Below are 17,836 nucleotides of genomic sequence, written 5' to 3' on the forward strand. Positions count from 1 at the left end.
GAGTCTGGCGGAATCGACTGCGCTGGGTAATCCTGGCAACCCCCCAGCTCGGGGTGGTGTTAGCCCTACCTCATCCCGCCCACCGCGGCGCGGAGGCGGGACAGGTCCCGCCGGCGCCGCTCGTAGGTGGCGGCCAGGGCGATCAGTGCCAGGCCGCCCAAACCGAGGAAGATCCAGCGGGGCAGCAGGTCCCAGCCCCGGGCCAGCTCGTGCAGGGCCAGCGGAACCAGGGTCGCCGCGCCCAGCAGGACCGGCGCCTGCCAGCGCCGGACCGCCCCGCCGAGCACCGCGCCGAGCGCCACCAGGCCCAGGGCCAGCCGACGGGCCGGCTGCGCGTCCGGCGCGGCCAGCACCGACACCAGGCTGGGCAGCAGCGCCGCGCCGAGCCCCGGGCCGAGCGCCAGCCAGCTGTTCAGCCCCGGCCGGGTCCGCAACGCCAGCAGGCCCGCGCCGAGGGCGAGCGCCGCCGCCGGCAGGGTGTACGCCTCCAGCACCGCCACCCCGCCGGCGGCCAGCAGCAGCCAGCCGCCGAGCAGTTCGCTGCCCCCGGCGACCGCTGCCAGGCCCCACCGCCGGGCCGGGGTCTCGCCCCGGCGCGGCACCCGGACGGCCACCACCACGCCCCACAGCACGCACGCCGCCGCGGCGTGCCGCAGCGCGCCGCCGGTGAGCAGCAGCGCCAGCAGGGCCACCGCCTGCGCCGCCGCCTCCAGCGCCACCGCCCCGACCGCAGCACCGGCGCGGGCCGGACCGGCCGCCCGCACCGCACCCACCGGCTCAGCCGGCCCGGACGCCCGCGCCCCATCCACCGCCTCCGGCTGCCGAGGCCCGCCGGCGGTCCGGGTGCGCAGCGCCGGCACCGCGTGCAGGGTCACCGCCGCGACGGCCAACACCGCGAACCCGGCGGTACGCAGCGGCAGCCCGCCGGCCAGCGCCGCGGTGACCGCGAAGCCGGTGGCCGCCGCCACGGCGCCCAGCCAGCCGGCGAGCCGGGCCTCGGCCGGCCGCCCGGCCGCCCCCGCCACGGCCGCCGCGACGACCAGCACCCCCAGCCCGGCGAGAGTCCCGGCCCGGGTGGCGACGAGGCCGCCCAACCCCGGGACGGTGAGGGCGAACCCCAACGGCAGCAGGACCATCGGCGCCGCCGGGCGTGGGCCGGCCAGCGCGGCCAGCAGCAGCGCGGCCACCCCGGTCCCGAAGACCAGCGCGGGCACCACCGGCCAGGGCGCGCCGGCCGCCGCCAGCAGCACCGGCAGGGCCACCGCGCCGAACGGCAGCGCGGCCAGCGCGGGCAGCCAGCGGCCGCCGCTGCGACGACTCCGGCCCGGCGCGTCCGACGCCGCGCGGCTCGTCACGATCCAGGCGTACGTCGCCGCGGCGGCCCCGAGCAGCATCAGCACCAGGCCGGCGCGCCCCGCCGCCGGCGCGGGCTCGACGGCGGGCACCCCGGACCAGGGCCGGACGGGCAGGTCCAGCAGCACCGCCAGGGCGATCGGGGCGGCGGCGAGCAGCGCCAGGCCGGCCAGCGCGGCGCCGACCGCCTGCGGGGCGGGACCGGGTCGGGCGCCACCTCCGGAGGCCAGCGCCAGCAGCACCCCGGCGGCGGCGTAGAGCGCCACGGGCTCCCCGCCCGCCACGACCAGCGGCCCGAGGCCGACCGCCGCGAGCGCCACGGCGAGGCCGGTCGAGGCGTACCCGTGCAGGTCGGGCCAGTGGCGACGGACGGTGACGACGGCGACCACCGGCACCGCGACGGCGGCGGTCGCGCCGCGAAGCTGCCACCAGGGCGGCACGCCGAGGCCGAAGAGCGCGACGGCCACCCCCGCCGGTACGGCCAGCAGCGCCACCGCCAGCGCCACCCCGGCGACGACCGGCTGCGCGCCCCGGCCCCGGCGGCCCCGCGCCGCCACGACCGGGCCGAGCGCGGCCAGGACGGCGAGCACGGCGCCCGCGCCGGCCGGTGCGGCGCAGCCCACCAGCAGGGCGTGCCCGAGCAGGACGGCCGCGGTGAGCGCGGTGACCACCGCGGTCGGGTACCGCCGGCGCGGCCGGGCCACCAGCACCAGCAGCAGCGCGGTGGCCGCCGCCAGGTCGGCGACCAGCACCAGCGGCCACGGGGTGGCCGCCACGGCCGGCGCGGCCAGCACGGTCAGCGCGCCACCGACCACCCCGACCAGCGGCCGGGCCGCCCGGGGCGCCAGCAGGGCGACCGCCCCGGCGGTGCACAGCACGGCCACCGGAAGCTGCCACCCCCAGGACGGGACCGCGGCGGCCCGACCGCCCTGCCAGGCGGGGAACGCGGCGGCCGCGGTGGCCGCGGCGACCAGTCCGGTGAGGACGGTGGCGACCTGGCCCAGACCGGCGGCCACCAGGAAGGCGCCCAGTCGCGGGCCGGTCCGCCGCCCGGCCGGCAGGGCCCGGACCGCGCCGGCCAGCCCGACCACCACCAGGCCCGCCGCCAGCAGCAGCAACCCGGGGCGCAGCGCGGCGACCGGCCGGATCAGCGCGACGGCCAGCACCGGCACCAGCAGGCCGGCCGTGACCGCGCGGTAGGTCCGGCCGCCCGCCGCCAGCGCCCCGGCGGCCAGGGCGAGCGCCACCACCAGCAGCGGACCGCCGGCCAGCAGCGGCGTCCCGGCCGCCCGTCCGAGGGCCAGCGGCACCAGCGCGCATCCGGCCGCCAGGGCCAGCGCGACGCCGTGCCCGACCCAGCCGAGCACCCACCCGGCCAGCGGTGCGGACGGCACACCGGGCCGGACCGGGGCGGGCGGCGGTGCGGCGGCCGGCCCCCCGCCGGCCGCCGCTCCCCCGATCCCCGCCGCCGGGTCGGGCTGGACCGGCCCCCCACCGGCCAGCCCGCCCCCGGCCCCCGCACCGGCAACCGGATTGGCGCCGGCACCCACCGGGCCGGTCGACCCGACCCGGCGGCGCAGGGCGACCACCACCACGAGGTTGCCCAGCGCCAGCGCGGTCAGGACCAGCGCCCAGCCGGCGGCGGACGGCTCGGCGGCCGCCGCGGCCAGGGGCAGCACCGGCTGGGCGGTCAGCAGCGCCGCGAACCAGGGCACGGTCAGCCGGCTCAGGCGCCCGTACCCGGCCGCCACCGCCGCGCCGATCCCCCCGACCAGCGCGGCGTACCGGCTCCCCGGCCACCCGGCCACCCCGAACAGGTTCACCGACCAGGCGGCGTACCCGTCGAGGAGCACCAGGAGCAGGCCCACCGCGGCGAAGGTCTCGGCGGTGCCGCGCAGGCCGCGCGCCCGGGCCACCAGCGGCGCGGCGAGGGCGAGGGCGGTGAAGGCGAGCAGGATCAGCGCCCGCCCGGCGACGCCGAACGCGGCCCAGGCGACCGCGGTGAAGACGACCGCCGCGGTGCCGAGCAGCAGTCCACCGAGGACGAAGAGCAGGCTCTGCACGGCCCGGGTGGAGGTCTCCGCCCCGCCGGGCCGGGCCGGGACGACGGCCGGCTGCGGGCGCAGCGGCGGCGCGGGTGCGACCGGGCGCGGCGCCGGGACCTCCAGGCGGATGCGGGTGGCCAGCTCGGCCCGCCGCTGCCGGGCCGTGGACAGCCGGTCGGCCAACTCCTGGTACGCGGTCCGGGCCGCCTCGACCCGCGGGGCCAGCCCGGCGATCTCCCGGTCCAGCCGGACCACCTCCGCGGCCGGCGGGTACGGCGGGCGGCCGCAACCGGGACAGCCGGAGGCGAGGTCGGCGGGGGCGCCGCAGCCGGGGCAGGGGTAGCCGGTGTTCTCCACCCCGCCAGCATCGTGACCGGCGGGGCGGGCGGACAGAGTAGGCGTACCTAGGGACGGGTGTGGTCGTGCACCCAGGCCGCGTAGTCGGGGTTGCCGCTCTCCACCCGGGTGACGAGGATCTCCGGCACCTCGTACGGGTGGCTGGCGCGGAGCTGGTCGACCAGCGCGTCCACCCGGTCCGGCGCGGTCTTGAACTGGACCGACCACTCGGCGGTGGTCTGGATGGCCGACTGCCACCAGTAGGTGCTGTCCACCTGCCCGCCGACCTGGGCGCATGCCGCCAGCCGGCCGGCGACGGCCGCGGCCGCCAGCACGTCAGCGACGGAGCGGGCGTCCACCACCGTCGTCACCACGCAGATCTGCTCCACCAGCGCACCCTACGCGGCGTTCCGGCCGGTCCGCTGCACACGCACCGAACCGGTCTCAGTCGGCGGCCATCCCGTCCCGGTTGGCGGTGATCCACCGGTCGATCCGGGCCCACCAGTCGAACAGCCAGTCGATGCGCTCCTGCTTCCCGACCGGCACCTCCTCGGGCGGCACCGACCAGAACCGCATCACGATCCGCTTGTCCATCGGCAGCTCGCGCCACACGTCGGCGACGGTGAGCATCTGGTCCAGCCCAGTGTGCGCCACGAAGATCACGCCGGCGTCCGGGGCGGCGTCGAGCGCGGCGAGCAGGCCGCCCGGCTGCGGCGCGAGCACGTGCCGCATCCGCTCGGCGCGCAGCGCCATCCGCTCCAGGCCGAGGGTGCGCAGCCGGGCGATGGCCCGCAGCCGGCGCTTCGGGGTGAAGTTGCCGCCCTCCGGGAAGATCACGAACGCGTCGTCGTCGTCCAGGCCGGTGGCGAGGTGGCCGATCTGCGGGATCGCCGACTCCCGCCCGTCCGGTCCCGGCGCGATGAACCGGTTGGGGAGCCGGTTGAGCAGGACGTCGATCGCCGGGTCCCACTGGAGGGTCTCCTTGAGCACGATCCGGGGCTCCCGGTGGAACCAGTTGACCAGGGCGTGGATCAGGATGAACGAGTCGCCCGGCCCGGCGTGCCGGCAGAGCACCAGCTCGGGTCGGCCGGGCAGGGCGGTGTCCGGGTCGGTGCCGACCACGTCGATGCGCAGCCGCAGAGTCCAGCGGGCCTGCCAGAACAGCACCCGCAGGAAGTGGCCGGCGAGCACGTAGTGCGCCCGCTGGAAGGCGGGCGACCGCTTGCGCGCGCCGAAGCCCGAGGCCAGCCAGAGCACGAAGAGGGCGAGCAGCGCGGCCGCGTCCCAGATCAGGTAGACGGTGCCGATCCAGAGCAGCCGCAGCGGGCGCAGCCGCCCCGGCACCAGCGGCGACGCGGCCAGGGCCAGCAGCGCCCAGGCCGGCAGGGTGGTCACCACGGCGACGGCGAGCAGGACCACGCCGGGTGCGAGCAGCATCCGGCGTACCCACCGCGGCGGCAGCGGCATCAGCGTTCCAGCGCGGTGTCCAGGTAGCGGCGGGAGGCCGTGTACGCCCGGCTGATCCGCCGCCCCACCGCCGCCATGTCCCGGTACGCCCAGGGGCTGTCGTCGCGCGGCTCCAGGCCGCCGGTCGGCAGCACGTGCACCTCCACCCCCTCCGGCAGCGCCGCCATCTCCCGGGCGAACCGGTGCCGGCGGGCGATCTCGAACGCCACCTGGGCGATCTCCCAGGGCCGGCGGGGCGGGCTCAGCTCGCGCTCGATCCGGCCCACCTGGAGCACGAAGATCCGCGTCGCGCCGGCCGCGACGGCCTCGCCGACGGGGATCGAGTTGACCACCCCGCCGTCGATGTAGTGCTGGCCGTCGATCTGCATCGGCGGGAGCAGCCCGGGCACCGAGGCGGAGGCGAGCACCGCCGGCACCACCGGTCCGCTGTGGAACCAGTACTCGGCGGCGCGCTCGATGTTCGCGGCGCAGCAGCGGAACGGCACCTTCAGGTCGGCGAAGGTGGTGTCCTCGCCCAGTTCGCTCTCCAGCAGCCGGCGCAGCGGCCGGGGCGAGTGCAGGTGCGTACGCGCGGCGAAGCGGCGCAGCTGGCGGGCGACGGAGTCGCCGTACACCTCGCTCGCCTCGGGCGAGGCCCAGAGCCGGACCAGCCGGTCGGTGACCGCCTCGCTGGGGTCGGCGGCGACCAGGGCGCCGTTGACCGCGCCGATCGAGGTGCCGAGCACCATGTCGGGCCGGATCCGGGCGCGGAACAGGGCGCGGAGCATGCCCACCTCGACGGCGCCGAGCACTCCCCCGCCGCCGAGCACGAACGCCACCGGACCGCCTGCCATGCCGTTCATCCTGGCACGCGCCGCACAATGCGCCCCGCCGAGGCGGTCGGGGTCGGCCGCCCCGTCACCGGGCGCGACCGGCGCGGCGCGGGTCGCGACCGGAGAACGGACACCCGTTGACACGCCGGACACATTCCCGCAACCTGGTAGCGCTCCCAAGCCGAGGCAGGTGCGAGGTGAAGGCGACGCTGCACGCCGGCCGGTTGCTGGCCCGCAGATACCGGCTCATCGACCAGATCGGGGCCGGCGGCATGTCGGTGATCTGGCGCGCCCGCGACGAGGTGCTGGACCGCGTGGTGGCGGTGAAGGTGCTCGCCCCCTCGCTCGCCGCCGACGCCCGGTTCCGGGACATGGTGCGCGAGGAGGCCCGCTCCGCCGCCCAGCTCGTCCACCCGCACGTCACCGCCGTACACGACTACGGCGAGACCGTGGCGCCGGACGGCTCGATCACGTCGTTCGTGGTGATGGAGCTGCTCAGCGGCGAGGAGCTGGAACACCGGCTCACCGAGGGGCCCCTGCCCTGGCCGGCGGCGGTGGAGACGGGCGCGCAGGTGGCCGAGGCGGTGGCCGCCGCGCACCGGCTGGGCATCGTGCACCGGGACATCACCCCGTCGAACGTGATGATGACCCGGGTCGGCGCGAAGGTGCTCGACTTCGGCATCGCCACCCGCGTCGGGGCGCCGGACGAGGACGAGGACGGCGGCACGTTCGGCACCCCGGCGTACGTGGCGCCGGAGCGGCTGGACGGGGCGCCGGCGCAGCCGGCCACCGACGTCTACTCGCTGGGTGTGCTGCTGTTCGAGACGCTGACCGGGCAGCCGCCGTACCCGGCGGACACCTGGGAGCAGCTCAGCGCGGCGCTGGCCGAGGACGGCGCGCCCACTCTGGACGGCGTACCCGGGCTGCCCGCGCCGGTCGCGGAGATCTGCCTGCGCTGCCTGGCCCGCGACCCGCGGCGGCGGCCCACCGCGCACCAGGTGGCGGCCGGGCTCCGCGACCAGCTGCTGCCCGCCGACCCGCAGGCCGCCACCATGCTGGCGCCGACCGTGGCCCTGCCGGCGCTGCCCGCCCCGGTGCGACCGCCGGCCGAGCCCGCGGATCCCGCGCCCGTCCCGGCCAGGGCCCCCCGCCACCGCCGGGCGCTGCCCCTGGTGGCCGCCGGCGTGGTGCTGGTCGCCGGCGCCGCGCTGCTGGTGCCCGCCCTGGTGCCGGACGAGCAGGCGCCGCCGCGGGTGTCGCCCACCGCCGGGCCCGTGGTGGTCCCCACCACCGCGCCGCCGAGCCACGGCACGCCGGCCAACACGCCGCAGCCCGACCCGACCCGCCGGCCGCCGGCGACCGACGGCGCGCCGACCCCGCCCGTCGGCGGCGACCTGGTCGAGGCCGCCCACCGGGTGGAGGGGCTCATCGAATCCGGGCTGGCGGCCGGCCAGATCCGCGACGACGTCGGCGTGGACCTGCGCAACCTGTTGCGCAACGCCACCGCCGCGGCCGGCGACGGCGCGCTGACCGGCGCCGTGGACCGGCTCCGCGGGAAGATCGCCGATCGGCGGCGGGAGGGCAGCATCAGCCCCGAGTACGCCCGCCAGCTCGACGCCGCCGCCGCGGAACTGGCGACGGGACGCACCTGAGGAGTCAACCGGCGGCGACCGGCGCGGCCTCCGGCCACCTGGTGAACGTGGCCCGGTCGGCGAGGAAGCCCCGGTAGACCGCCTCGTAACCGGCGGCCATCCGCTCGACCGAGAAGTGCTGCGCGACGTGCATGATGCAGTCGGCCGGGTTGAGGCCGGACACGTCGCGCAGCGCGGCCGGCAGTTCCTCCGCGCGGTCGCGGACAAACCCGGTCACCCCGTCCTGGACCAGCTCCGGCACGGCGCCCCGGCGCAGCGCCACCACCGGCGTGCCGGTCGCCATCGCCTCCACCATCACCATGCCGAACGGCTCCGCCCACTGGATCGGCATGATCAGGCAGCGGGCGTCGTACAGCAGCCGCTGGGTGGCCTCCCGGTCGGCGTTGAGCACCACGGTGACGTCCTCGCCCAGCAGCGGCTCGACCACCTGCTCGAAGTAGCGGCGCTCGGCCGGCTCGTTGCACTTGCCCGCCAGGGTGAGCGGCAGGCCGGCCGCGCGGCAGGCGCGGATCGCCACGTCGGGGCCCTTGTCCGGGCTGAACCGGGCCAGCCAGAGCACCGGCCCACGACCGGGCGCGCGCTTGCGCGGCACCTCCCGCAACGCCATGGCGTTGTGCACCGTGCCCACCCAGGGCAGGTCCGGATTGGCCTGGCGCTGGGCGTGCGAGATCGCCACCAGGCCCACCCCTTCGTCGGTGTTGCTCAGCACGGTGCCGTACTCGCCCACCGGATTGCCGTGCACCGTGGCCACGGTGGGCACCCGGCGGCGGCCGGCGAGCAACGGCCCGATGGTGCTGTGGTCGTGCACCAGGTCGAAGTCGGCCGGGTCGACCAGCCGGTTGACGTGGGCCAGGTGGGCCAGCTCGGGCAGCGACTCGCCGAGCCGGTGGTACTGGACGTCGGCACAGGTGGAGACGAAGTCACCGGCGGTGCCGTTCTCCCGCCCCGCGCCGAACAGGGTCACCGCGTGCCCACGGTCGACCAGGGCGTCGACCAGCCCGGCCACCAGGTGCTCCAGGCCGCCGTAGCCGGCCGGCGGCACGGACAGCCAGGGCGGCACCACCATGGCGATCCGCAGGTGCCCGGCCCGGGCACGGTCCGACGGCGGCTGGTTCACGGCCACGAGTCCTCCCCGATGGGTCCCCCGGCGTACGTGACCGACCGCGGTTTCCCGACGCTCCGAGCGGTAAACGGCGGCTCAGCCGGCCACCACGATCCGGTCGTGCACCTCGCGTACGCCCGGCGTGGCCCAGGCCGCCCGTTCCGCCTCCTCCCGCTGCCACCACGAGCGGACCACCCCGTCGAGCACCACCGTGTCCCCGCTGACCTGCACCTCGATGCGTTCGGTGCCGGTCCGCCGGAACAGCACGCGTTGCAGGTCGCGGCGGTTCTGCTCGTCACTGGGCGGGGTCGGCGGGCGCACCTCGACCAGGTTGGTCACCCCGCGTACGCCCCGCAGCCGGCGCAGTTCCCGCTCGGCGGTGCGGCGCTGGAAGCCGTACTCCACCTGGCCGCGGAGCATGACCCAGCCGTCGGCGACCGTCAGATCGAGCCGCTCGGCGGGGACGAAGCTGTCCCACTCCAGGGCCCGGCTGGCCGCGATCGCGATGTCGGCGTCGGTGCGCTCCTCGGCGGCCGGCAGCTGCACCTCCAGGTCGCTGGCGACCGCGCGGACCCCACGGACCCGGTGCGCGCAGCGCTCGGCGGCCCAGCGCCGCGCGTAGCTGTCGATCTGGCCGGTCAGCGTGACCACGCCGTCGGCGACGGTCACCCCGATCTCGGTCGGGCGCGTCTGCGCGTCCCAGTCGAGCTCGGCGAGCACGTCCCGCTGGATGTCCTGGTCGGTTCGGACGGCGGAGGTGGTCGTCATGCCCCGAGGGTGCCGCCGGACGGGGTGAGCCCGGCTCACCCGGACCGGGTGAGAGGCGGAAAAGGGGCGGCGGGCGACGGAACCAACCCCCTTGGCTCCGTCGCCCGCCGCCCGTGGAGGAGGCAGGTCTGGTGTTATGACGTCTCGGCGAGCGTCACGGTTGCCGTCTCGGCCGAACCGTTCCGCTTGAACTGGACCTCGACCCGGTCACCGACCTTGCCGGCCTGCACGGCGCCGACCAGGTCGTTGGAGTCGTTGATCACCTTGTCGCCGAACCTGGTGATGACGTCGCCCCGCTGGAGCCCGGCCTTTTCGGCGGCGCTGCCCGCGACCACGTCGGAGACCAGCGCGCCGCCGTCCTCCGCGCCGGCCACGCTCACCCCGAGGGACGGGTGACTGACCTTCTCGCCGCGCTGGAGCTTCTCGGCGACGTCCTTGGCCTTGTTGCTCGGGATGGCGAAGCCGACCCCGATGTTGCCGTTGCTGCCCTGCCCGGCCGTGGCGATGGCGGTGTTGATGCCGATCACCTCGCCCCGGGTGTTGACCAGCGCGCCGCCGGAGTTGCCCGGGTTGATCGGGGCGTCGGTCTGGAGCAGGCCGGAGATCGAGCTGGCGGCCTGCTGCGGGTTCTGCTGCTGGCCACCCTCGCCGGCCTGGATGGTGCGGTCGCGGGCGCTCAGGATGCCGGCGGTGACCGAGCCCTGCAGGCCGAGCGGGCTGCCCAGGGCGAGCACCTGGTCGCCCACCTGCATGCCGTCGCTGTCGCCGAACTTGGCCGCCTTGAGGTTGCTCACCCCGCTGGCCTTGACAACGCCCAGGTCGGTCTTCGGATCGGTGCCGACGATCTTGGCCTGGGCGCTCTTGCCGTCGGCGAAGACCACCTTCACCGTGTCGCCGCTGGCCGAGGCGACCACGTGGTTGTTGGTCAGCACGTACCCGTCGGCGCTGAGGATCACCCCGGAGCCCTCACCGCTGTCCGTCATGATCGTGACGATGCTGTCCTGGACGGCGGCGGCGATCTTCGGCAGGTCGGCGCTGTTGAGCACGGGAGCGGCCGAGTAGGTGCGGGTCACGGTCCCGTCGCCGTCGAGCGCGAGGGCGAGCGCCCCGCCGGCCACGCCGGAACCGAGCATCAGCGCCAGCGCGAGCGCCCCGGCGCCGATGAACCTGCCGGCCCGGCTGGGCCGCGCCGGCTGCTGCGGGCCCCACGGCGGGACCGGCTGGCCGGCCTGGTGGACCTGGTGCTGCGGGTACGGCTGGTGCGTCTGATACGGCGGGACCGGCCCGGCGGCCTGCGGCGCGTAGCCGGTGCCGCCCTGGTGCGCCCAGCCGCCCTGCTGCTGTCCCCCGTACCAGGGGTGCGGCTGCTGCGGCTGCCCGGACACCGGGTACGGCGTGGCCGTCGGCGGCGCGTACGGGTTGGCGGGCGTGCCGGTCCCGGGGTGTCCGGCGGGGGCCGGGGCGGTGGTTCCGGCGGCCGGGGAGTCGGCCGGAACCGGCGCGGCGGCCGGGGTGACGGTGGGGTCCGACTGCCCGCTCGCGGCGCGGGGCAGCTCGGCGGTCGGGTGCGACGGCTCGGCGTCGGCGGGGGCCGGCGACCGCTGCGGATCGGTCTCGTGGTCGGTCATGACTCCACCTTCTCCCTCGGCACTGCGACCATGCTGGAACCCGCCTGAATGTTTTCTGAAAGTCACTCGCCGGGCTCGGGCGCCTCGGGCAGCAGCGGCAGTTTCACCCGGAAGGTGGCGCCGCCGCCCGGCGTCTCGGCCACCTCGACGGTGCCGTGGTGCGCGGCCACCAGCGCGGCGACGATGGCCAGCCCGAGGCCGGTGCTGGTCGGTCCGCCCGCCCGCCGGGTGCGCGCCGCGTCCACCCGGTAGAACCGCTCGAAGACCCGCTCGGCCTGCTCCGGGGTGAGGCCCGGACCGGTGTCGGCCACCTCCACCACGGCCAGGTTCCCCGGCTCCGACCGCAGCCGCAGGGTCACCGCGGCGTCCGCCGGGGTGTGGGTGAGCGCGTTGGTCATCAGGTTGCCGATCACCTGGCGCAGCCGGGCGTCGTCGCCGAGCACCACGAGCGGGCCGGCGCCCGGCTCGATCTCCAGCGTGATGCCGCGGTCCGGCTCCACCGCCCGCGCCGCCTGGACCGCGTCCGAGGCGAGCACCGGCAGCTCGACCGGGGCCAGCGCGATCGGCCGCTCCCGGTCCATCCGGGCCAGCAGCAGCAGGTCCTCGACCAGCAGCCCCATCCGGGACGCCTCGTCCTCGATCCGGCGCAGCAGCCCGGAGGTCTGCTCCGGCTCCCGGGCCGCGCCCTGCCGGTACAGCTCGGCGAAGCCCCGGATGGTGGTCAGCGGCGTGCGCAGCTCGTGCGAGGCATCCGCGATGAACTGCCGCATCCGCTCCTCGGAGCGGCGGGCCCGCGCCTCGGACGCCTGCGCCGCGGCGGCGGCGTCCCGGGCGCTCACCTCGGCGCTGCGCGCCGCCGCCTCGGAGGCGGCCCGCGCGGTGAACGCCGCCTCGATCTGGGCGAGCATGGCGTTCAACGCGCGGGAGAGCCGGCCCAGCTCCGAGGTCGGGCAGGGGCGGCCCTCCTCGGGGTCGGGGACCCGCTGGGTCAGGTCACCGCCGGCGATGGCCGCCGCGGTCCGCTCGATCTCCACGAGCGGCTTGAGACTGGTCCGTACGATCCCCGCGCCGACCGAGGCCAGGATGATCAGCACCGCCCCGCCCACCAGCAGGTCGATCCAGACCAACTGCTTGACCGCCATGTCGATGTCGGTCATGTTCTGCCCGACGGCGATGAACTGACCGTCCCCGACCTGCTTGATCACCACTCGCCAGCGCAGGTGCTTGTCGGCCGCGTCGGTGGTGAAGGCACCCTTGTCGGCGTGCTGCTGATACCAGGTGAGCTGGTTCAGCGAGCCGGGCAGGTCGTCCTCGGCCAGCGACTTGTCGTAGTAGAGCTTGCCCCCGCTGGAGGTCGCGATGACCGCCATGTAGTCGCTGGGCAGGCTGTTGCCCGCGCTGGTGTCGCTCGGCGACGTCTGTTCGACCCGGGCCAGGTAGGAGTTCAGCTCGTCGTCGACCCGGCCGACCAGGTAGCTGTGCAGGAAGAACGCGGTGAGGGAGCTGATCACCACCAGGGCCGCGGCGACCAGCGCCAGGACCGAGGCGACCAGCTTCACCCGCAGCGGGACGCTGCGCAGCCGGCCCTTCGCGTCGTGGACGGCGTTCACGCCGCCGGCTTGCGCAGCACGTAGCCGACCCCGCGCAGGGTGTGGATCAGCCGGGGCTGGGTGTTGTCGACCTTGCGCCGCAGGTAGGAGATGTAGGACTCGACGATGTTGTCGTCGCCGCGGAAGTCGTAGTTCCAGACGTGGTCGAGGATCTGCGCCTTGGAGAGCACCCGGTTGGCGTTGAGCATCAGGTAGCGCAGCAGCTTGAACTCGGTGGGCGACAGCTGCACCCGCTGGCCCGCCCGGTGCACCTCGTGCGTCTCCTCGTCGAGCTCCAGGTCGGCGAAGGTGAGCCGGGAGGGTGCGTGCTCGCCGGTGGCGGTGCGCCGCAGCACGGCCCGGATCCGGGCGGTCAGCTCCTCCAGGCTGAACGGCTTGGTGACGTAGTCGTCGCCGCCCAGGGTCAGCCCGCGGATCTTGTCGTCGGTGGCGTCCCGGGCGGTCAGGAAGACCACCGGGGTGCGCGTGCCGCCCTCGCGGAGCATCCGGATGACCTCGAAGCCGTCCAGGTCGGGCAGCATCACGTCGAGCACGACCAGGTCGGGCCGGTGGTCCTTGGCGGCGTTGATCGCCGCGCTGCCGCTGGTGGCGGTGGCGACGTCGAAGCCGGCGAAGCGCAGGCTCGCGGAGAGCAGTTCGAGGATGTTGGGATCGTCCTCGACGACGAGCAGTCGCGCCTCGGTCTGGGTAGCCACCATGGCACCCATCATCCGCGCTCCGGCTGCGCCCGCGCTGGGTGGATCCTGGAAACAACCTGTGAGCCGCCGCGCCCGCCGTGGGGGTCTCCGTACCCGGGAGACACCCACGGCGTCGCGCCTAGCGGAGCAGCCGGCGGAGCCCGTCCAGGGCCCCGTCGAGCAGGCGGATGGCCGTGCGGAGCTGGGTGTCGGTGAGCCGGCCGGCCCGCACCAGCGCACCGACCTCGACGGTGAACGCGGCCAGCCGCTGGTCGAACTCGGCGAGCAGGGGCGACTCGGCGGGCCGGCCCGGGCCGCCGTTGCTTGGCGGGCGGGTGGTCGGTGGCGGGGGCGCCCAGCGGGCCTGCCGGGTCTGCCGGGCCGCCTCGCGCAGCTCCCGCTTGAGGTCGCGCACCGAGCCGCGTACCTCGCTGCGGATCTCGCCGGCCAGCGCGGAGAGGTCCTCGACGGAGGCGGTGATGTCGGATTCCAGGGTGGCCAGCTCGTCGGCGCGCTGCCGCAGCTCGGCCCGGCCCGCGTCGGTGATCTCGTAGACCTTGCGACCGCCGGCGGCGGTGTGGCTGACCAGCCCCTCCACCTCCAGCCGTTGCAGGCGGGGATAGATGGTGCCGGCGCTGGGCGCGTAGAGGCCGAGGAAGCGGTCCTCCAGCAGGCGGATCAGCTCGTAGCCGTGCTTCGGGCCGTCGTCGAGCAGCTTGAGCAGGTAGAGCCGGAGCCGCCCGTGACTGAACACGGCGGTCACGGCAGCTCCTCCACGTCGTCGGTGTCCTCGACGGGACGGGCGAGCAGCGCGATGCTGCCGGAGGTCGCGGACGCCCAGAGCTTACCGGCGCCGCCACCGAGCACCCCGTGGCTGTCCTTCACCGCGCCGAACCCGTGCTGGCCGCCGCAGATCTGCGGGAAGCCGCTGGTGATCCGGCCGGAGGTGGTGTGCAGGTGGACGGTGAGGTCGCTGTCCTCGCGGACCCGGACGGTGATGCTGCCGGAGATGGCGCTGAGCCGGATCTCGCTGCCCCGCGGGTTGTCCAGGTCGCAGGTGATCGATCCGGAGACGGCGTGGGCGCCCACCCGCTCGGGCGCGCTGTCGGCGAGGATCAGTTCCCCGGAGACGGTCTCCAGGTTGAGGTCGCCGCTCACGCCGAGCGCCTCGACCGGACCCGAGGTGACCTTCGCGGAGGTGCGACCGCGCAGCCCCATGAGGGTGACCTGCCCGGAGGTGACGTCGACCCGGGTGTCCCGGCGCAGGCCGGAGGCGACCAGCGAGCCGTCCACCAGTTGCAGGTCGGCCAGCACGTGCGCGGGGACGGCGATGGAGACCTCGGCCCGGAACCGGCGGCCGAGCTGGCCGAGCCACCAGAGCACCCCGGGCCAGCGGGGCATCCGCTCGTGGCCGACGGTGAGCCGGCCGTCGCGCAGCTCGACGCGGACCGGCTGGCGGCTGATCCGGGTGACGTCGACCCGGGCCGGTCCGTCGGTGCCGACCACGTTGAGCCGGCCGCTGACGAGTCGGACGTCGAGCCGGGTGACCGGTTCGTCCAGGGTGAGCCGTTGCGGGCTGTCGACCATCCAGGTGGTCATGGCGTCCTCCCCTCGGTGACGCGCCGGTCGGCGGCGCGTCGAGTCACGGGAGGAGCATAACGCGATACATCGCGACTGAACAAGACTGTCGCGACTGTGTCGCGTACGCGTCAGGCCGCCAGGTCCAGCCCCGCCTCCGCCCCGACCGGGATCGGCGCCACCCGCCGGACGACCCGCACGCCGGCTGCCAGGCGCCGGGCGGGCGCGCGGACCGGGGTCAGGTGGATCGCCGACTCGGCCGCCCGAGCCAGCATCCGCCGGTCCGCCCCGGCGGCCGGGTGCAGCGCGGCGGCCACGGTCACCGCCACGGTCAGGTCCCGGGCGCCCAGCACCCGGCGGACCGACTCCCAGAGCGTCTCCTCGCCGAGGAAGGCGGGCAGGGTGCTCGCGTCGCCGGCGTACCGGTAGGCGAGCCGGAGCGGGACGACCGGCGCGCCGGCGTCCACCGCGGCCTGGAACACGGCCGGCCGGAAGCCCCGGCCGGGCCGGCAGCCGTCCGCCGCGCCGCACCAGGTCGTGCCCTCCGGGAACACCGCCACGGAGTGCCCGGCGCGCAGCGCGCCGGCGACCCGGCCGACGGTGGCCGGCAGGTCGCGCGGCCGGGCCCGGTCGACGAAGACCGTGCCGGCCGCGGCGGCCAGCGGACCCAGCACCGGCCAGTCGCGGACCTCCCGCTTGGCCAGCATCCGGGCCGGGGAGACCGCGAGCACCGCGAGGATGTCCAGCCAGGAGACGTGGTTGGCGACCAGCAGCGCCCGCGGGCGGGGCAGGCGGCCCCGGACCGTGAGCCGCACGCCGAGGGCGCGCAGCGTCCCCCGGGCCCAGCCGCGCAGCGCGGCCCGCCGGTCGCGGGCCGGCAGCAGCGGCAGCAGCGCGGCCAGGCCGACCCCGGCCAGCAGCATTGCGAGTACGCCGACCAGCCGCCCCACCCGGTGCGGCAGCGACACGTCCGGCGCGGTGGCCACCGGCAGGCAGCCGGGCCCGCAGCCCGAGGCGGGGCGCCAGAGCCCGTCGCCGGTCACGAGGGCGCCCCGCCCAGGAAGTGCCTCAGGTAGCGCGGGTTCATCCGGTCCAGGGAGAACAGCACGTAGAAGTCGGCGCAGGCGAAGTCCGGGTCGTACGCCGGCTCCCCGCCGACCCAGGCGCCGAGCCGCAGGTAGCCGCGGAGCAGCGGCGGGACCAGCGCGCGGCGCTCGGCGGCGCTCAGCCCCGGGTCGGCGGCGGCCGGCGCCTCGGCGAACCAGGGGCGGCGGGGCGCCACCCGCAGCGGCGGCGGGGCCAGGTGCCGGGCGCTGACCTGGGACCAGACCTCGGCGGCGGCGATCCCGCCGTCGGCCACCGGCACCGAGGCGCAGCCGCCCAGCCATCGGGAGCCGCGCAGGTGCAGGTAGCGGGTGATCCCGGCCCACATCAGGTTGATCACGGCGCCGGAGCGGTGGTCCGGGTGCACGCAGGACCGGCCCGCCTCGACCAGGCTGTCGCGGAGCGGGGCCAGCGGGGTCAGGTCGAACTCGCCGTCGGCGTACCGGCGGTCGGTGCGTCCGGGCGGCAGCAGCCGGTAGGTGCCGACCACCTCGTCGGTGCCCTCGCGCAGCACGACCAGGTGGTCGCAGTGGGCGTCGAACTCGTCGGTGTCGAGCCCGGCGGCCCCGGGGTGCAGGGTGGCGCCGAGTTCGCTGGCGAACACCTCGTGACGCAGGCGTTGCGCGGCCGCGACCAGGGTCGGGTCGTCGGCGATCAGCAGGGTGTATCCGCTGGTCGTGAGGGGTGCGCCAGCGGCGTGCAGAACGGCCATGGGTATCTGTGTAAGGGGCCCGGGTGCCCGCCCCGGGGATGAGGGGTGTCGATCCGGTGAACGCCGGTCGGCGCTCCGGCACACCCCCTCACCTGCGGCGGGCCCGCGCCGGCGTGCGAGGCTGCCCGGGCGGGCCCGGCGACGAGGCCGGCCGCCGGCCACCCGGAGGTGTCACGTGATCATCGAGTCCCGTTTCCACGGACCGGACGGCTCGGGCAACGGCGGCTGGAGCGCCGGGATCTTCGCGGCCGCGGTGGACGACCGGGGCCCGGTGGAGGTGACCCTGCGCAGGCCGCCGCCGCTGGAGACCCCGCTGACCGTGGTCGACGGCGAGGTCGGCGACCCGGACGGCCAAGTGATCGCCCAGGTACGCCGGGTCGAGCCGGTCAGCGCCGTGGTCCCGCCGGTGGACCGGCCGACCGCCGAGGCGGCCGCGAAGGCGTACCCCGGTCTGGTGGACCACCCCTTCCCCGGCTGCTACGTCTGCGGGCCGGCGAACCCGGCGGGGCTGCGGATCTTCCCGGGCCGGCTGCCGGACGGGCGGACCGCGGCGCCGTTCCGCGCCCCGGCCGAGGTGGTGCCGGCGACCGTCTGGGCGGCGCTGGACTGCCCCGGCGGCTGGGCGGTCATCGCGCCCGGCCGCCCGTACGTCCTGGGCCGGATCGCCGCGCAGGTCACCGCGCTGCCGCGCCCCGGCGACGAGTGCGTGGTGACCGGGGCGATGGTCGGCGGCGCGGGACGCAAGGCCGAGGTGCACTCCAGCCTCTACGGCCCGGACGGCGCGTTGCTCGGGCAGGCGCGGGCCACCTGGATCGCGCTGCCGCCGGCCTGACCTCTCCTCCCTGCGGATGATCCGCTCCTGCCCCCGGGGGAGGAGGGCGTACGCATCCCGCCTGATTGACCCCCTTGCGTCGGGTTGGAAGGCTGTGCTCGGCGCCCCCGCAACGGCGCCCCCCACCGGCGTGCGTCGAGCCCGCCGGGGCAGGAGAGGA

Annotated in this window: 14 protein-coding genes and 2 pseudogenes; 2 read left to right on the forward strand and 14 right to left on the reverse strand. The window is 76.5% G+C overall.

The features are described from left to right. Positions 1 to 65: 65 nt before the first annotated feature. From ACFYPD_RS01270 to ACFYPD_RS01285, 4 genes are read right to left on the reverse strand one after another with little or no spacing between them, the layout of a single operon-like run. Positions 66 to 3,755, reverse strand: coding sequence for an SCO7613 C-terminal domain-containing membrane protein (locus ACFYPD_RS01270; RefSeq protein ID WP_387107484.1), 3,690 nt, complete (start codon positions 3,753 to 3,755; stop codon positions 66 to 68). A gap of 47 nt (positions 3,756 to 3,802) precedes the next feature. Next, entirely contained in the window at positions 3,803 to 4,123 is a 321-nt protein-coding gene (cutA, locus tag ACFYPD_RS01275; protein ID WP_387107487.1) for a divalent-cation tolerance protein CutA, read from the reverse strand. Between the two features lie 55 nt (positions 4,124 to 4,178). Further along, entirely contained in the window at positions 4,179 to 5,201 is a 1,023-nt protein-coding gene (locus ACFYPD_RS01280) for a 1-acyl-sn-glycerol-3-phosphate acyltransferase (RefSeq protein ID WP_387107489.1), read from the reverse strand. Continuing rightward, positions 5,201 to 6,034 carry a patatin-like phospholipase family protein gene (locus tag ACFYPD_RS01285; RefSeq protein ID WP_387107492.1) on the reverse strand — a complete coding sequence of 278 codons (834 nt, stop codon included), beginning with the start codon at positions 6,032 to 6,034 and terminating at the stop codon, positions 5,201 to 5,203. The genes ACFYPD_RS01280 and ACFYPD_RS01285 overlap by 1 nt, the downstream gene beginning before the upstream one ends. A 176-nt stretch (positions 6,035 to 6,210) precedes the next feature. Between ACFYPD_RS01285 and ACFYPD_RS01290 the strand changes: the two genes are divergently transcribed. Further along, positions 6,211 to 7,665 (forward strand): protein kinase, encoded by a 1,455-nt coding sequence (locus tag ACFYPD_RS01290; protein ID WP_387107495.1) that lies wholly within the window; start codon positions 6,211 to 6,213, stop codon positions 7,663 to 7,665. 4 nt (positions 7,666 to 7,669) lie between these two features. On the opposite strand, the gene ACFYPD_RS01295 is transcribed toward ACFYPD_RS01290, so the two are convergent. From ACFYPD_RS01295 to ACFYPD_RS01340, 10 genes and pseudogenes are all read right to left on the reverse strand, one after another. After that, positions 7,670 to 8,788, reverse strand: a complete 1,119-nt coding sequence (locus tag ACFYPD_RS01295; protein ID WP_387107498.1) for a glycosyltransferase family 4 protein — start codon at positions 8,786 to 8,788, stop codon at positions 7,670 to 7,672. A gap of 75 nt (positions 8,789 to 8,863) precedes the next feature. Then, entirely contained in the window at positions 8,864 to 9,535 is a 672-nt protein-coding gene (locus ACFYPD_RS01300; protein WP_387107501.1) for a BON domain-containing protein, read from the reverse strand. Positions 9,536 to 9,669: 134 nt separating this feature from the next. Next, entirely contained in the window at positions 9,670 to 11,163 is a 1,494-nt protein-coding gene (locus tag ACFYPD_RS01305; RefSeq protein ID WP_387107504.1) for a trypsin-like peptidase domain-containing protein, read from the reverse strand. 62 nt (positions 11,164 to 11,225) lie between these two features. Next, positions 11,226 to 12,341, reverse strand: a pseudogene (locus ACFYPD_RS01310) (ATP-binding protein); the annotation flags it as partial. Positions 12,342 to 12,607: 266 nt separating this feature from the next. After that, a pseudogene (locus ACFYPD_RS01315) lies at positions 12,608 to 12,773 on the reverse strand (two-component sensor histidine kinase); the annotation flags it as partial. Further along, positions 12,770 to 13,471, reverse strand: coding sequence for a response regulator transcription factor (locus ACFYPD_RS01320; RefSeq protein WP_151463625.1), 702 nt, complete (start codon positions 13,469 to 13,471; stop codon positions 12,770 to 12,772). The gene ACFYPD_RS01320 and the pseudogene ACFYPD_RS01315, both read right to left, overlap by 4 nt. Before the next feature lie 118 nt (positions 13,472 to 13,589). Further along, the gene (locus ACFYPD_RS01325; protein WP_387107506.1) at positions 13,590 to 14,213 is read right to left on the reverse strand and encodes a PadR family transcriptional regulator; all 624 of its coding nucleotides are present in this window, start codon (positions 14,211 to 14,213) and stop codon (positions 13,590 to 13,592) included. Continuing rightward, the gene (locus ACFYPD_RS01330) at positions 14,210 to 15,049 is read right to left on the reverse strand and encodes a DUF4097 domain-containing protein (RefSeq protein WP_387107508.1); all 840 of its coding nucleotides are present in this window, start codon (positions 15,047 to 15,049) and stop codon (positions 14,210 to 14,212) included. Before ACFYPD_RS01330 ends, ACFYPD_RS01325 begins: the two co-directional genes overlap by 4 nt. A gap of 110 nt (positions 15,050 to 15,159) precedes the next feature. Continuing rightward, on the reverse strand, positions 15,160 to 16,071 hold the full coding sequence (locus ACFYPD_RS01335; protein WP_387107510.1) for a lysophospholipid acyltransferase family protein: 912 nt from the start codon (positions 16,069 to 16,071) through the stop codon (positions 15,160 to 15,162). Next, positions 16,068 to 16,844, reverse strand: coding sequence for a GNAT family N-acetyltransferase (locus ACFYPD_RS01340; protein ID WP_387107512.1), 777 nt, complete (start codon positions 16,842 to 16,844; stop codon positions 16,068 to 16,070). Before ACFYPD_RS01340 ends, ACFYPD_RS01335 begins: the two co-directional genes overlap by 4 nt. Before the next feature lie 175 nt (positions 16,845 to 17,019). Between ACFYPD_RS01340 and ACFYPD_RS01345 the strand changes: the two genes are divergently transcribed. Beyond that, positions 17,020 to 17,676: a hypothetical protein gene (locus ACFYPD_RS01345; RefSeq protein ID WP_387107514.1), complete on the forward strand. Its 657-nt coding sequence runs from the start codon at positions 17,020 to 17,022 to the stop codon at positions 17,674 to 17,676. Positions 17,677 to 17,836: the final 160 nt, after the last annotated feature.

The organism is Micromonospora sp. NPDC005299, assembly GCF_042872345.1.
In the GTDB taxonomy this organism is placed as follows: domain Bacteria; phylum Actinomycetota; class Actinomycetes; order Mycobacteriales; family Micromonosporaceae; genus Micromonospora.

Bases quoted from the DNA above. Each gene is read 5' to 3' on its own strand.
- ACFYPD_RS01280 (WP_387107489.1), bottom strand. From the start codon at position 5,201: ATGCCGCTGCCGCCGCGGTGGGTACGCCGGATGCTGCTCGCACCCGGC.
- ACFYPD_RS01285 (WP_387107492.1), bottom strand. From the start codon at position 6,034: ATGGCAGGCGGTCCGGTGGCGTTCGTGCTCGGCGGCGGGGGAGTGCTC.
- ACFYPD_RS01300 (WP_387107501.1), bottom strand. From the start codon at position 9,535: ATGACGACCACCTCCGCCGTCCGAACCGACCAGGACATCCAGCGGGAC.
- ACFYPD_RS01305 (WP_387107504.1), bottom strand. From the start codon at position 11,163: ATGACCGACCACGAGACCGATCCGCAGCGGTCGCCGGCCCCCGCCGAC.
- ACFYPD_RS01320 (WP_151463625.1), bottom strand. From the start codon at position 13,471: ATGGTGGCTACCCAGACCGAGGCGCGACTGCTCGTCGTCGAGGACGAT.
- ACFYPD_RS01330 (WP_387107508.1), bottom strand. From the start codon at position 15,049: ATGACCACCTGGATGGTCGACAGCCCGCAACGGCTCACCCTGGACGAA.
- ACFYPD_RS01340 (WP_387107512.1), bottom strand. From the start codon at position 16,844: ATGGCCGTTCTGCACGCCGCTGGCGCACCCCTCACGACCAGCGGATAC.